The sequence below is a fragment of the Horticoccus luteus genome (genome assembly GCF_019464535.1).
In the GTDB taxonomy this organism is placed as follows: Bacteria; Verrucomicrobiota; Verrucomicrobiia; order Opitutales; family Opitutaceae; genus Horticoccus; species Horticoccus luteus.
This window is the reverse complement of the sequence record NZ_CP080507.1, coordinates 302914-317111: the sequence shown is the minus strand read 5'-3', so window position 1 is coordinate 317111 and position 14198 is coordinate 302914. Positions and strand designations below refer to the sequence as shown.

Genomic DNA, 14198 nt, shown 5'->3' with positions numbered 1-14198 from the left:
GATTCTTACGGTTCGCGCACGCGATCCGTGATCGTCAGCGTGTTGAAATCGAGCACGCGTTCGAGTTCGCCGTGCGTGATGGTCAACCGCTTCGAACCCTTCTCGGCGTTGAGATAAGGGCTCTGGAAGAGCTTCCAGTCCGCGTAATCCACCGGCTTGCCGTCGAGCACGGGCGTTTGGCCGTAAGTAAACGCCATCTGGTGGCCGCGGAGCGTGGTGAATTTCACGGTCGGCTCCGGCGCGAGCTTGAATTCCAGCGGGAGCGCGCGAATCGCGGCGGCGAACTCGGCCAGCGTTTTGAATTCCGATTCATCCGCGGCCTGCACGATCGTGCCGTTTTGCAGATGCGGGCTGATCAGGAGCTTGTCGCCGAGGTCCTTGACCTCTTTCGCCCAACCGCCGTCGCGATGCTGATATTTCTCCCAATGGTAGCCCGCGAGCGGACGGTAAGCCAGGTAGGTCTTGCCGCCTTGCGCGAAGATCCAGCCCGACTTGTCTTCGGTGACGTTCTGCAGGTCTTTCGAGAAGAATCCATTGACCTGCGGGAAACGCGTGCCGGGCGCGATATTGTAGAGTGCAATGACCGTGTCGTGATCCTGAAACACCTGCTCGTAAGGCGAGCTGCCGATCACTTTCGTGGACAGGTCGTAGCTCGGCTTTCCTTCGACGGCGAGGTTGGGGATCATCAGCTCGGGATACGCCGAGAAATACATCTGCATCGACCGGTTGGCGGAATACGGCTGCAGCGAAAAGATCGTGTTGTGCACCCCGCGCGGGTCCGGCACGTCCCACGTCACATCCCACACGTGCGTTTGGATCGGATCGATCAAGCCGCCTTGGATGGAGCCGACCGCGTAATCCTTGCGCGTGTAATTGGTCCGGTAAACCGGGGGCGAGAGCTGATCGCTGTAACGCCAGCGGCGCCGCGTGCGCTTCAGGTCGTGTTGCGTGTAGTCGCGATCCCGCTCCACCGCGATGTGGTAGATCACGTCGGGCACGTGATAGTTTTTCGCGGCCACGGCGAAGTAGATGCCAAACCCGCCGTAAGCCTGCGGCGGCACCGTGTTGCCGAAAAGCAGCCAGCAGTAAAACGACGCCGCGGTATTGCCGCGCTCCACCACTTCGCGTTCATCAGTGCGGGAATTCGGCCCGTGCAACACGCCGTTGAGCGTGTTCTCCGCGAGCTCCGCATACAGCCAGTCGAGCATCATCTGCCCGCGTTGGCGCATCGCGGGGTCCTTGGCCCACGTCGCCAGATACAAAAGGGGAATGGAATATTCCGCGATGTAGCCGGTCGGCGTGAATTCGCCCTGCCCCACCGTGGTCGTGAGATCCATCCAACTGATCAGATAACTGCGCGCCTCCGCGAGATTCTCCGCCGAGCTTTTGCCCGTATACCAGGTGTTGGCCGGCTCGTTGGGATTCTGTTCGGCGATCAGGTAAAGCGACGTGTAATACATCAACCAGTGATTCTCGGTGTCGCCGCGCACTTGGTAAGTGGTGCGCCACATGTCGCGAATCGCCTTCTTCGCGGCCGGGGAAAGCTGGTCTTGTCCCAGCATCGAAATGCCCACGACCGGAAACATCCAGAACGGTCCCGTGCCGGGATCCTTCATCAGGGCGATCACACTTTGGGAGACCTGCGGTTCGTCCTCATGGCGCACGAGTTTGGCCAGAATCTGGCCGACGCCGAGGTCTTGGCCCGGCTTCGCTTGGGCCGCATACCAGTTCACAACTTCGTCCGCCCGGCGGTTGTAGTCCTGCCGCCGCACGTTGGCATCGGTGACCACGTGGCGGTCCGGCATCGGACCTTCAAAGGAGGGTTGGCCAGTCGCCGGCAACAGCGAGGCCGCGAACAAGGCACACAGGACGGGGATGGTAATTTTCACGTTGATGGCTCTCCCGATTATTTCTCTGCCCGGGGCAGGCTGATGAAGTTGTTGATGGCCGAGTCTTCGAACGGTCCCGCTTTCCACGTGCGACCGAAGTCGGCGGAAGTGAAGAGCGTCTGCTTCGTCAGGCTGGCGTAAAGCAGCCCGTTGTCAGGATCGATCCCGACGCGCCAGACGTGGTGCGGAGCGGGTAATCCGGCCGTGCGATTCGCCCAGGTTTTCCCGCCGTCTTCCGACGTCAGCACGCCGGCGTCCCAGCCGCCCAGCGCGATCCGCTGCGGGTTGCGCGGATCGAAGGTCACGTTGTAGAGCGTGTGTTCGGAGGGCACGCCGTCGAGTTTGGCCCACGTCGCGCCGCCGTCGTGCGACATCCATGCGCCCGCGCTTTGGGTGACCGCGATCCACGTTTTGGGATCATGGTAGCTTTGCTGAATATCATCGACGGTATCGGTCGTGGGCAGCACGCGCCGCCAGGATTCCGCGCCGTTTTCCGTCAGATAAATCCCCGTCTCACAACCCGCCAGCACGCGGCCGGCCTGGCTGCGATCGACCCGGATCGTCTGCGTGTATTTGCCGCGTTCCGGCAATCCGTTTTCGCGGCGCGTCCAGGTCTCCGCACGGTCCTGCGAAACCGCGACCCCGTCGGGCAACGCGAGATAAACGTGATCCGGCGCGTGCGGATCGACCGCGATGTCGCGGCCCTCGGTGATCGTCCAGTCGTTGGTTTGCCGCCAGGTCTTGCCGCCATCGAGCGTGCGCCAGCAGCCGTTGAGCGCGGCCGTGTAGATGACGTTGTGATCGCGCGGATCAAACGCCGCGGCGGCGATGCTCATGTCGTTGTAGCCGATGTGGTGCCACGTGCCATCGGCCTCGCGCTGGAACAGCCCGCTCACGGTCGTGATCTTCGAGCCCGTGACGTAGCCTTTATTCACGGACGCGCACAGGTAGAAATCGTAGGCCGGAGCCGCCGCGAGAGCGGCACTCGTCAAGAGCGCCCAGCCGGCCAGCCAGCGCAGTTTGTGTTTGGTTTTCATAACGTAAGTTCAGGGTTGGGTGACGGTGTCGGCGATGGTCAGGGTGTTGAAATCGAGCACGCGTTGCAAAGCGCCGTGCGTGATGACGAGGCGTTTCGAATTCTTCTCCGCGTTGAGATACGGACCCTCGAAAAGCTTCCACTTCGCGTAATCGATCTTCTCCCCGTCGCGCGTCGGCGCTTCGCCATAGGTCACGACGATGTCATGTCCGCGCAAGGTCATCATCTTCACCGCCGGCTTCGGCTTGAGGCTGAACTCCACGGGCAAACGCCGGATCGCGTTCTTGAAGTCCTCGAAATCCTTGAAGTCGAACGCCGACGCCGCCTGCACGATCGTGCCGTTTTTCAGGTGCGGGCTGACGAGCAACCGGCCGCCAATCTCCTCCTGTTTCGCCGCCCACCCACCGTCGAAGTGCCGATACGCTTCCCAATGGTAAGGCGCGAGCGGCCGGTAGGCGAGGTAGGTGTCGCCCCCCTCGGCGAAAATCCACCCCGACTGGTCCTCGGTCACGTTGATGAGGTCCTTGGAGAAAAACCCGTTCACCTGCGGAAACTCGACGCCCGGCGCGATATCGTAGAGGGCGACCACCGTATCGAGATCTTGAAACACCTGCTCGTAGGGCGAACAGCCGACGATTTTCCCCGCCAGGGTGTAGGAAGGCTTGCCCTGTTTCGTGATGTCTTGGGCCATCGTGTCGGGCAGTTCCGAGAAATACATCTGCAGGACGTGGTTCGACGCCAACGGATGCAGCGAGAACATCGTGTTGTGAATGCCGCGCGGATCCGTGACGTCCCACGTCACGTCCCACACATGCGTCTGAATCGGATCGGAAATGCCGCCTTGATAGGAGCCGACGGCGTAATGCTTCGTCGTGTAATTGGTTTTATACACCGGCATGAACAACTCGGCGCTGTAGCGCCACCGCCGGCGGCTGCGGGCGAGGTCGCGCTGCAGAAACGGCGCCGACCGATCGGTGGCGATGAGATAAATCACCGCGGGCACTTCATAGCTGTCCGCAATCGCCATGAAATAGTTGCCCCACCCGCCGTAGCCCGCGATCGGCGGCGTGTTGCCGAAAAGCACCCAGCTAAAAACCGATGCGAGCGCATTCCACCGCTCGACGACCGAGCCTTCGTCCGTGCGCGAGTTCGGCCCGTGCAACACACCGTTCAGCGTGCTCTCCGCGAGACCCGCGAAAATCCAGTCCAGCATCATATGACCGCGCTGCCGCATGGCTGGATCCTGCGCCCACCGCGCCATCAACATCATCGGAATCGCGTATTCTCCGATGTAGTGGGAGGGATTGTATTCGCCCTGCCCGACGGTCGTGGCGAGATCCATCCAACTGATCAAATAAGCGCGCGCTTCCGCCCGATTCTCGGCGGAGCTTTTCCCGTTGAACCACGACTCGGCGGGATCGTTCGGATAAAGCTCACTCATGAGATAGACCGAAGTGTAATACATCGCCCAATGATTCTCGGTGTCGCCCCGAATCTGGAAAGATTTCCACGCCGTGCGGATGGCCGCTTTCGCCTCGGCGGAAAGTTGATCGCGCCCGAGGAAGGACACGCAGACCGTCGGAAACATCCAGAACGGTCCGCTGCCGGGCGTCTTCATCAATTCGATGACGCGTTGATTACACAACTCGATGTCCTGATGGCGCGCCAGCAACGCGCTGACGGCCGCGAGATCGACGGTCCCGGCGACGTTCTGGCGATCAATCGCCGCAATCCGCCAGTCGAGGGCTTCGTTGATGCGTTGCAGGTATTGCGCGCGGCGCACGCTCGCGTCGTGCACGACAGTGCGCGAGGGCGGCGGCCCGGAAAAAGAGGGCTGCGCCCCCGCGGTCAGTGCCGTGGCCAAACTGAAAAGAACGGTGAGAAACGTGACGGATTTCATCGCGAGGAGCGGGCGGGGGTTGAATTCGTCGCGGCGGGCACAAACACAAATTCAGCCACCTGCGAGCCGGGCAGTCCGGCGGCTTTCCACGTGCGACCAAAATCGGCGGACACGTAAATTGAATCGCTGCGCACGGCGGCGTAAATCCGCCCGTCATCCGGGTCCACTGCGACGCGCCACACGTGGTGTCCGGCCGGGAGGCCCGCGTTGCGTTCCGTCCACGTGCGCCCGCCATCTTCCGACGTCAGCACACCATACGTGTAGCCGCCGAGCACGAGCCGCTGCGGATTGGTCGCGTCGAAGCTCACGTTATAAAACGCCTTCGCTTTGGGCACGCCACCCACCTGCGCCCACGTCGCACCGCCGTCCGCCGAGCGCCAGGCACCCGCGCTTTGCGAGACCGCGAACCATTGCGCGGGATCGTGCGGCGATTGCTGCACGTCGAGGACGGCGTCGACCGTGGCCAACACCTGGCGCCAGTTTTTGCCGGCATCCTCGGTCAGAAAAATACCCTTCTCGCAACCCGCGAGGACGCGCCCCGCCCGTGTGCGGTCGACCTCGATCGTCTGCGTGTATTTCCCCCGCGTTGGCAGGCCGTGTTCGCGGCGTTCCCACGTATCGCCTTTGTTGGTCGTCACGACCACGCCGTCCGGCAACGCGAGGTAAACGGTGTCCGGCGCATTCGGGTCCACGCACACATCCCGCGGCTCCGTGACGTCCCACCCCGTGGTGACCCGCAGGTGGTCGTAGCCGTCAAACGTCCGCACGCAGCCGTTCAACGTAGCCGTGTAAAACGTGCGGTGATCGCGCGGATCAAACGAGACCGCCATCAAGCCGACGTCGTTGAAACCGACGTGCTGCCACTGGCCGTCTCCGCCGCGCCGGAAGAGTCCGCTCATGGTCACGTAGGTCGAGCCGATGACGTAATTGTCGTTCACGCTCGCGCAGACGTAGAGCTCGTGCGGCGCCGCCGCGGCACTCGCCCCCACGGCGAGCGCTACAGCGAACAGGACACCAGGTTTGAGAAGAGGCATAAGGGTAAAAAGGTTTCTAACGTTGCGCGCCGCCGGGAGGAGCGCTTTGAGTCCGCGCCACATGAAAAAGCGCCTGGCCATGATCCTGTGCAGTGTGATGTGGGCCGCCGCCGTGCACGCGGCCGAGACCACGCCGGAGCAGCGCCTCTCCGCCCAAGGCGTGACGCTGTCCACCGCGCCCGCCGCCATCGCGAACTACGTGCCCGCCGTGCGCACCGGCTCGCTGGTGTTTCTCGCGGGCCAAATCCCCCGCGATCCCGCCGGCGGCCTGATCACCGGCAAAGTCGGTCGCGACGCCACCGAAGCCCAGGCGGCCGCGGCCGCGCGCGTGTGCGCGGTGCAGTTGCTCAGCGCGTTGAAAACGGAAATCGGCGAACTCGCCCGCGTGAAACGCGTGGTCCGCGTCGGCGGCTTTGTGAATTGCACCGACGATTTCACCGGCCAGTCGAAGGTCGTGAATGGCGCCTCCGATCTGCTCGTCGCCGCCTTCGGCGAGCGCGGCCGGCATGCGCGCGCCTCGGTCGGCGTCGCGGCATTGCCCGGCAACGCGCTGGTCGAAGTTGAGATGCTCGTCGAAGTCGCCGACTGAACGCACCCGGCGGGCGGCAGCCGCGGGGGTGGCCTGCACTCGACTGCGCCGCAACGCCGTCACGCCTTGCGCAACACCGTGGTGATGCCCTCGAGCAGATGATCGACTTGCGCGGGCGAGTTGAACGAATGCGTCGACACGCGCAACGCGTCGAGCTTCTGCTCGCTCACCGGCCGGCAGCGGCAATGGTATTTGCCCCACAACTCGCCGAACAATTTATCGTAGGGTAGCCGGGACGAGCGAAAGGTGGTGATTGACCCGCGCATCTCGGGGCGCGTGGGCGTGAGAATTTCCACATCGGGAATTTTCGCGAGGCCGGCCCGCAACTGCTCCGCCAGCGCCCGCCCGTGCGCGGCGATGCGTTCCCGCCCGATCTCCTCCTGAAACCGCAAGGCCTCGGCGAGAGCGACGATGCTCGCGGCGCTGCGGGTCGCGTATTCGTAGCGCACCGCCGAATCCACGTATTTCAACGTGCCCGGCAAAAACGGCAGCTCGCCGGAATACGCGCCCACCTCGATCGGCGCGAGCGTGTCCTGCCGCTCATGTCGCACATAAAAGATCCCCGTTTCGTGCGGCCCACCGAGCCATTTGTGACCGCTCGTCGCGAACGAATCGCAGCCGGTGTCGCGCAATCCGAACGGAAACATGCCCGCCGACTGCGCGCCATCGATGTGAAACCACGCGCCGTGCTGGCGGGCCAGTTTCGCGATCTCCGCCACGGGAAACACGATCCCCGTCGGGGCGGTGACGTGGCTGACTTGAATCACCTTGGTGCGCGGCGTGATCAACGCCTTGATCCGCTCAAGATTTCCTTCCGGGCTCGCCGGATCAGGATCGAACAGCTTCACGACGATCCCGTTCAACTGCTGTTGATTGACCCACGGAAACGAGCCGCCGGGATGCGCGTGCGATTCGAAAATCACTTCATCGCCCTTCGCCAGCCGCAGGCCGGCCGCGACGATCGAGTTGCCTTCGGTGGCGTTGCGCGTGAAACAAACCTCCTCCGGTTTCACGGCGAAAAACTTCGCCACTTCTTCGCGGGCGCCGTCGAAAAGATCGTGACCCGTATCAGAAACACGCTGGTGGGCCATCATCGTGCGAGTGAAGATATCCAGCACCCGGCGCGGCGCGGGGCCGAGGCCGCCGGTGTTGAAATACATGAGCGGCGGTTCGATCACGTAACTCGCCTGCACTGCGGCCCAGAACGGCTCCGGACCGCTGGCATCGAAGGCCGGCAGCTTCACCGCCGTCGACGACGCCTCCTTCGAAGAGTGGCCGGCCAGCAAAGCCGGCGCGGCGAAGGTGCCGATGGCGCCGACGCCGAGTCCGCGCAGAAACGTTTTGCGATCAATAGTCATGATTGGGTGAACGTGAGGGTGTGGTCGAGCGACAGGGTCGCGCCCGGCGCCAAGACATAATCCTGATCTGCCTGGAAAGGAAATGCCGCGAGCGGATATCCGCGACGCACAAACCACTGCAGCGGCCCGCTGTTGTTGGTGAAACGGATTTTCACGCGGTGCAGCGTCGTATCGCTCTGCGCGTGCCACTCCATCCAACCGGCTTTCGCGCCGTGCACGGCCTTTTCTCCCGTGAGGCCGCCTTCCGCGATGATCTCGATGGTCTTGTCGAGGTGATCGTCGAGCAGCGCCCGCGCGCCGCGAAACTGCAACCCCGTGTAGTGCGAACCCGCCAGACCGCCCGCGGAGCTCGGATTGCCGAGCGCGAGGTCCCGCGTCGTCGCGTTGCGCAGCGCACTGCGCCAGTGCAACGACCAGGCGTGACCGGCCGCATCGAGCGCGAGGACGATTTCGCGGCGTTCCGTGAAAATCGTTTCCCCGCTCCGGCGCCAGGCGAGCGTGTGCGCCAGCGTCGCGGTGGCGCCCTCGGCGGCCAGCGTCGACCACTCGAGATGATGTTGCGCGCCGTGGTCGTCGCGCCACTGGTAACCGTCGGGCCGCAGGCAGGTCGGTCCGCCCCAGAAATTCGCGGTGCCCGCGTGATTTACCGTAAGGCTGAGGCCGTGGTGCCACGGATGATCGTTGGGCCGGAAATTCGTCAACGTATCGCCCGCGAGCGAATTCAACGGGTGAAAATACGGGCGCGGCGATTCATTGGCCGCCTCCGCGCTCGCATAGACATACCGGCAAAGCAGCGCTTCCGGCGCGCCGGCCTCGCCGGCCAACGCCACCGCCACCGCGCGACCGGCTTCGTGATGCAGACGCAGGGATTTCATGTGAGGGAAAACGTTTCGGCAAAGGCTCCCCCGGCGAAGGATCGCCGGGCTCCATTGGGTGCAACCACGGTCACGGCGAGCGAAGCCGGAGTGGTGATTTGGAGGCGGAAGTCGTGGTCCGATTCCATCCGCCACGCGACGTCGATGCCACCCTGCGGCGTGCACACGCGGCCGGAGGCATGCGTGAGTCCGCAGCGCTGCGGGGCGATCAAAACCTCCGCGAAGCCCGGCGCCGTCGGCGTCACGCCCAGGATGCCTTGCAGAAACGCGAGCGCGGGATGCGCCGACCATGCGTGACACATCGAGCGCCAATAGGAGTTCTCCTCCACGAACGTCGAGAGGCCGAAGCCGATCGACTCGTGCCACGGCCCGAGATGTTGCGGCATCTCGTCGAACCGGCCCGCCGCGGCCAGCGCGGCGAAGCCCGTGTGCCACCAGAAAAACGATCCCGGCGCGAGTTTGGGATCATTGGGGAATCGTTCGAAGATCCGGCGGCGTTCGCGCTCGCCCGCGATGCCCGCCACGATTGCCCACGCGTTGCCGTATTGGCTGACTTCCGGCCCGCCCGGCCGGTCAAAGTAAAGCCCTTCGCTCTCGCTCCACGTGAGCGCGTGCAGCTTCGGCCGCAGCGTCATCGCCTCGGCCTCAAGCTCGCGGGCCTCGCTGTCGCGCCCGAGCAAGCGCGCGAGCCAGGCGACTTCCGTCAACGCCTGGATGTATTGCGCGCTGAGAATCGTCGTCGGCCCGGTGTCCGCTCCGGGCACGACGCCGCGCGGCCACCACGGGCACCAGTCCGTGATATTCCAATACGGAAGTTTCGCGGGCAGGCCGCTGGCATCCGTGTGCCGCCGGAACCAGTCCGTCACGGCGCGCACGCCCGGCAGCAGCTCCTTCGCCGTCCCGAGATCGCCCGAGCACATCACGTAATCCTTGGTGTTGGTGATCCAGTGCAACGACCACGTGGGAATCACCTGCACGAGGCGCGAGGGAAACCGGCTCTGCGTCAACCCATCGGACAACCGCGACCAGTCGAAATGATGCAGCGCCTGCTTGCTCAGGCGGTAATCGCCCGTCGTGAGCATCGCGATCTTCGAGGTGATCATCGTGTCGCCCGCATACTGCATCTGCTCGTAGTGCGGGCAGTCCTCAAACGTCTCGTGCGAACACAACCGCATCGTGTGCAACGCGACCGGCCAGATGCGGTTCAACGCGGCGTCCGACGACTCAAATTTCGCCGCGATGCGGTAGGGATAGGCCGTGAACCGATGTTGCAACGCCCGCAACGTGAGCGGCTCCGCGCCGACCACGATCCGCAGGCCGATGTAGCGAAACGCCCGCCAGTGCAGCGGCTCGAAAAGCTCCACCTGGCCCGACGGTTCCCAAATGTCGCCCCAGCCTGTCACCTTGCCGCGGCGATCGAACGTCCAGCCCGAGCTCTCGTCGGCAAAATGCGAAGCGAGGTTCGCGAGGGATTGTTGTTTGCCGATCAGTTGGGCATTCGGCGTCTTCCACGGCAGCCGCAACGCTTCCGCGTAAGTCAGCCGCAGCACGCTCCCCGCGCCGCCCGCGACGAGCAGATGCGGAAACGCCGTGGTGAGTTCGCCCACGTCGAGAACCACATCCACGGTCGCACCCGCCGGCAGCGTCAGCGCCGCGTCGCCGATCAACAACCGTTGCCACTCGGCCGACACCGGCGCGCCGCCTTGGAGAAACGCATCCGCAAAAATCTGCGGCGTTCCCTCTTCCAGCATCGGAATCATGCGCGGCAGCAAACCGTAAGGGCTCGACGGGTCGCGGCGGTTTTCGAGCAGCTCCGCTTTGAACAACACGTGCGCCTCCGCCCAGGCCGAGTCGTCGAAATCGGCGGTGTTCCACCCCGCAGGGATCAACGCCGACAGGCGATGTTCGAAATACCCGAGGTAACCCTCGAAGGTCGTGTTCTCGTTTTGAAAACGATGCGCCTTGTCCACCGCCACTCTCCATTCGGCGCCCGTGCGCAAATCCGCCACGGTCTCCCCCGTGCGCCCGCGCAACTCGCCTTCCAGCACGAAACCGCCCGTGTAAGTCATCACCGAACACGGCGGCCCGAGCAATGCCGGACGGTGCGCCACGTGGGACATGTCGAGCACGAGCGCCGCGAGGACGTTGCGCCCCGCGCGCAAATACGGCGTCAAATCAAACGAGTCGTAGAAATGGTGGTTGATGTCCCCCTTCGCCGGCCCGCGGCCGATAAAGTTGCCGTTGCAAAAAAACAGGTAGCGGCTGTCCGCCGACAATTGCACGCGCAACGTCGCCGCGGTCGGATCCTCGACCTCGAACGTGCGCCGAAAATAGCGCACCTGGTAGTGCGATGGCGTCGCGGCCTCGGGCGCCGGAGCGCTGTGCGAGCCCTCGGCGGACCAAATCCAACTGGCGGAATTAACGAAAGGAGTTGCAGACATGAGAAAAGTGAAGAGCCGCCGCAGAGGGCGGCCGACCGCGGAGCGGCCCAGTTACCGCATTGGCCGAACAATGTTCCGGTCGCCGCGCCCGGCGCGCTGCGCATCGCGGAAAGTCGCGCCCCCGGTCGGTCATTTTACTTCGTGGGCGCCGCGGCGAAGACGAAATCGAATACGTAGGCGCCGTCCAGACCGTCGGCGATCCACGACGCGCCGTCATCGTCGCTATAGTAAATGCCGCGCTCAAAGACTCCCGCCCACAAGCGGCCGGCGTGGTCGGGATCGAAAGCGAGCGCGAACACGTTGCCGGCCGGCAGCCCCGCCGTCGCATCGCGCCACGTGGCGCCGCCGTCGTTCGACCAGCGCACGCCGATGCTCCAACCGCCGACCGCGAGCCGTTGCGAATCCAACGGGTCCGCCGCCGCCGCATAGACATTCGCGGTCGCGGGCACGTGGGAAATTTGCGTCCACGTTTTCGCTCCGTCGCGCGACAACCACGCGCCGCGCCCTTCCGTGCCGGCCACGAGCACCTTGGCATCCGCGCGGCTTTGCGCGAGCCGCAGCACCGAGACCTCGGGAAACGTCAGCGCGTGCCACGACTGCGCGCGATCGGTGGAGGCGAACAACCCTTTCTCCGTGCCGAGTAAAATACGGCCCTGCGGCTCCACGACCAGCGTCTGACCATACAACCGCGGCAAACCTTTTTGCGCGAGCTGCCACGTGGCACCCGCGTCCGTCGATCGCAGCGGACCCCACGCGGTCGCGGCATAAGCGAGCTCGGGGCGTTGCTCGTCAAAGACGATGGCGCGCACATCCGCCACTTCCCAACCAGTCGTCTTGCGCCAAGTCCGGCCGCCATCCGCCGACCGCACCACGCCATCCGCACTCGCGATCAGCGACACCTGCGGATCGCGCGGATCGACCGCGACGGTCATCACGCCCAGCACGCGCGGACCAAAATGCGCCCACTGGTTCGCGCCTTCACGGAAATAGAGTCCGGAATCGGTCGGCACCGAGGTGTTGTGCTGTTGCCCGGTCATCGCCACGGCAGTGTAGAGCCGATGCGCCGTCGGCGCCGGTTCCGCGGCACATGCGATCGAACCGGCGAACGCGAGACTCAGGGCGGCGAACGAAAATACGGGGGGCAGTTTCATGGCTGGACCGCGGTGGCGGACTCCTCAGTGCGGGTGTGGTTGAAATCGAGCAGCAAGCGCTCGCCCCCGTGGCGCAGGTCGAGTTTGCCGCTGCCGCGCGCTTCGTGCGCAAACGGGCCGTCAAACAACGGCCAGTGCGCGTAGTCCGGCGATTTTCCGTCGACTGTCGGTGGCTCGCCGTAACGCGCCTGCAGGCGTTGGCCTCCGAGCGCGGTGAACGTCACCTGGGGTTTGTCCTTCGTCGAATATGTCAGCGGCAACGCGCGCACCGCCGATTTGAACGCGTTGAAGCTCGCGTAATCCCGCGTGGGCGCCACCTGCACCACGTAGCCGTTGCGCAATTGTGAGCTCACGTAGCAGCGGTGGCCCGTGCCCCAGTCCGCAAAACCCGCGCTGATCCAGCCGCCCCCGCCGTGGCGCAAAAGTCCCGTCCAGTCGTAGGGCTTCCACTCGCCCGGCGCCAACGGCCGGTAAGCGATGTAAACGGGTCCGCCTTGCGCGAAAATCCACCCGGATTTGTCTTCGTCGACCCCCGTGAGATCGCGCGAGAAAAACGTCGTGATATGCGGGAATCGCGCCCCCGGCGCGATGTCGTAGAGCGCGATCAACGCCGTGCCGTCCTGAAACACCTGCTCATAAGGCGAGCCGCCCGTGAGTTTATCCGGCGAATCGTAGTCCGCCTTCGAGCGCGCAATCAGGTTCGCCAGCGTGTCAGCGTCGCCCCCGAAATACATCGCGCCTTCCAAGGCCGACGAGCTCGGCTGCACCCCGAAAAACGTGTTGGCCGCATCGGCCGTGCTCTTGTCCGTGCGCCACACGAGGCTCCACGTCTGCTGCTGGATCGGTTGCAACAAGCCGCCTTGCGACGAGCCGAGGACGAAGTCGCGATCCACGTAGCTGTATTTATAGACCGGCACGGTGCGCTTGTCGCCGATCACAAAGGAATCCGGGCCCGCGTGCCGCAGCCGCCAGCGCGTGCGCTTGAGTTCGCGTTCGACGTAGGGTCGCACCGTCATGTCGCGTGCGATGCGTTCCAAAATCGGGGGCGGCGTGTAGCCGCTGAGCGCGACCACCGTCGCTCCGGCGCCCGCTTGGCGGTCACCCAACCCGAACAGGAGCCACGCCAGCGCCGAGCTCGGCGTGCGGCCGGGCGCCACCGCTTGCTTCGGATAGACGCGGCTGTGCGCGCCGCCGTAGTAGCCGTCGACTTGCTCGACGACGAAATCATAGAAAATATAGTCCAACAGCATCCGCGCCTTCTCGCGCAGCACCGGATCCTTGGACCACCCCGCCAGCAAACTGAGCGGCATCGCGTATTCCTCGATGTAGTTGGGCGAGTCGTATTCGCCCTGGCCGTAAGCGGTCGTCACGTCGATCCAGTGCAGCAAGTAATCACGCGCCTCTTTCATGTTTTCGGCGGAAGACTGGCCGTTGAACCATTGATCGCCGCCCGCGGGCGGGAGGGTTTGCGCCGCCAGATAAAGCCCGGCGTAGGAAATCACCCAGTGATTTTCGGTGTCCCCCCGGCTCGGCCAATAAATCTTCCACAGCTCGCGAATGCGCGCCCAGCTCGCCGCATCGAGGTTGTCGTGCCCGGTCAACATCACCGTCACCATCGGATAGACCCAAAACATGTTATCCACCGGCATCGGCTCGTTGAGCTTCGCGAATCGCGCGAGCGCCGCGGCCCGGTTTTCACCCCGCTGCAGGCACGCGGCGACGTTCAAAAAGCCGCCCTTGGATGGATCGGCCGGATCGATGCCCGCCGCGGTTTCTTTCAGCACCAGCTCGCGCCGCGTCACGAACCGTTGCGCAATGTCCGCATCCGCCAGCGAAAGCGGACGCGCTTCCGCCGCTCGAGCCACCCCGGCGACGGCCAGCCAGCAACTTACAAGGATAAGGGAGAAAGCAGCGTTCGTTTTCAT

At 64.3% G+C, this 14198-nt stretch carries 10 protein-coding genes; 1 reads left to right on the top strand and 9 read right to left on the bottom strand.

The annotated features are described in order from the left end of the window. Positions 1-5: 5 nt before the first annotated feature. The 4 genes from K0B96_RS01205 to K0B96_RS01190 are packed head-to-tail and all read right to left on the bottom strand — an operon-like array spanning position 6 to position 5859. Complete coding sequence (locus K0B96_RS01205; RefSeq protein ID WP_220162913.1) at positions 6-1889, bottom strand: hypothetical protein; 1884 nt, start codon at positions 1887-1889, stop codon at positions 6-8. A gap of 17 nt (positions 1890-1906) precedes the next feature. Continuing rightward, positions 1907-2926, bottom strand: a complete 1020-nt coding sequence (locus tag K0B96_RS01200; RefSeq protein ID WP_220162912.1) for a VPS10 domain-containing protein — start codon at positions 2924-2926, stop codon at positions 1907-1909. A gap of 9 nt (positions 2927-2935) precedes the next feature. Further along, on the bottom strand, positions 2936-4825 hold the full coding sequence (locus tag K0B96_RS01195) for a hypothetical protein (protein WP_220162910.1): 1890 nt from the start codon (positions 4823-4825) through the stop codon (positions 2936-2938). Next, the gene (locus K0B96_RS01190) at positions 4822-5859 is read right to left on the bottom strand and encodes a WD40/YVTN/BNR-like repeat-containing protein (protein WP_220162907.1); all 1038 of its coding nucleotides are present in this window, start codon (positions 5857-5859) and stop codon (positions 4822-4824) included. The genes K0B96_RS01195 and K0B96_RS01190 overlap by 4 nt, the downstream gene beginning before the upstream one ends. A gap of 97 nt (positions 5860-5956) precedes the next feature. Between K0B96_RS01190 and K0B96_RS01185 the strand changes: the two genes are divergently transcribed. After that, positions 5957-6448, top strand: a complete 492-nt coding sequence (locus tag K0B96_RS01185) for a RidA family protein (RefSeq protein WP_220166341.1) — start codon at positions 5957-5959, stop codon at positions 6446-6448. Between the two features lie 59 nt (positions 6449-6507). Here the strand turns inward: K0B96_RS01185 and K0B96_RS01180 are convergent, their stop codons facing one another. The 5 genes from K0B96_RS01180 to K0B96_RS01160 all read right to left on the bottom strand — a co-directional run bounded on the left by K0B96_RS01180 (position 6508) and on the right by K0B96_RS01160 (position 14198). Then, positions 6508-7806, bottom strand: coding sequence for an aminotransferase class V-fold PLP-dependent enzyme (locus tag K0B96_RS01180; protein ID WP_220162906.1), 1299 nt, complete (start codon positions 7804-7806; stop codon positions 6508-6510). After that, positions 7803-8681 (bottom strand): DUF6807 family protein, encoded by an 879-nt coding sequence (locus K0B96_RS01175; RefSeq protein WP_220162904.1) that lies wholly within the window; start codon positions 8679-8681, stop codon positions 7803-7805. The genes K0B96_RS01180 and K0B96_RS01175 overlap by 4 nt, the downstream gene beginning before the upstream one ends. Then, on the bottom strand, positions 8678-11122 hold the full coding sequence (locus K0B96_RS01170; protein ID WP_220162902.1) for an alpha-L-rhamnosidase-related protein: 2445 nt from the start codon (positions 11120-11122) through the stop codon (positions 8678-8680). Before K0B96_RS01170 ends, K0B96_RS01175 begins: the two co-directional genes overlap by 4 nt. A 134-nt stretch (positions 11123-11256) precedes the next feature. Then, positions 11257-12273, bottom strand: coding sequence for a WD40/YVTN/BNR-like repeat-containing protein (locus tag K0B96_RS01165; RefSeq protein ID WP_220162900.1), 1017 nt, complete (start codon positions 12271-12273; stop codon positions 11257-11259). Continuing rightward, a complete protein-coding gene (locus K0B96_RS01160) occupies positions 12270-14198 on the bottom strand; it encodes a hypothetical protein (protein ID WP_220162898.1) in 1929 nt (642 codons plus the stop codon). The genes K0B96_RS01165 and K0B96_RS01160 overlap by 4 nt, the downstream gene beginning before the upstream one ends.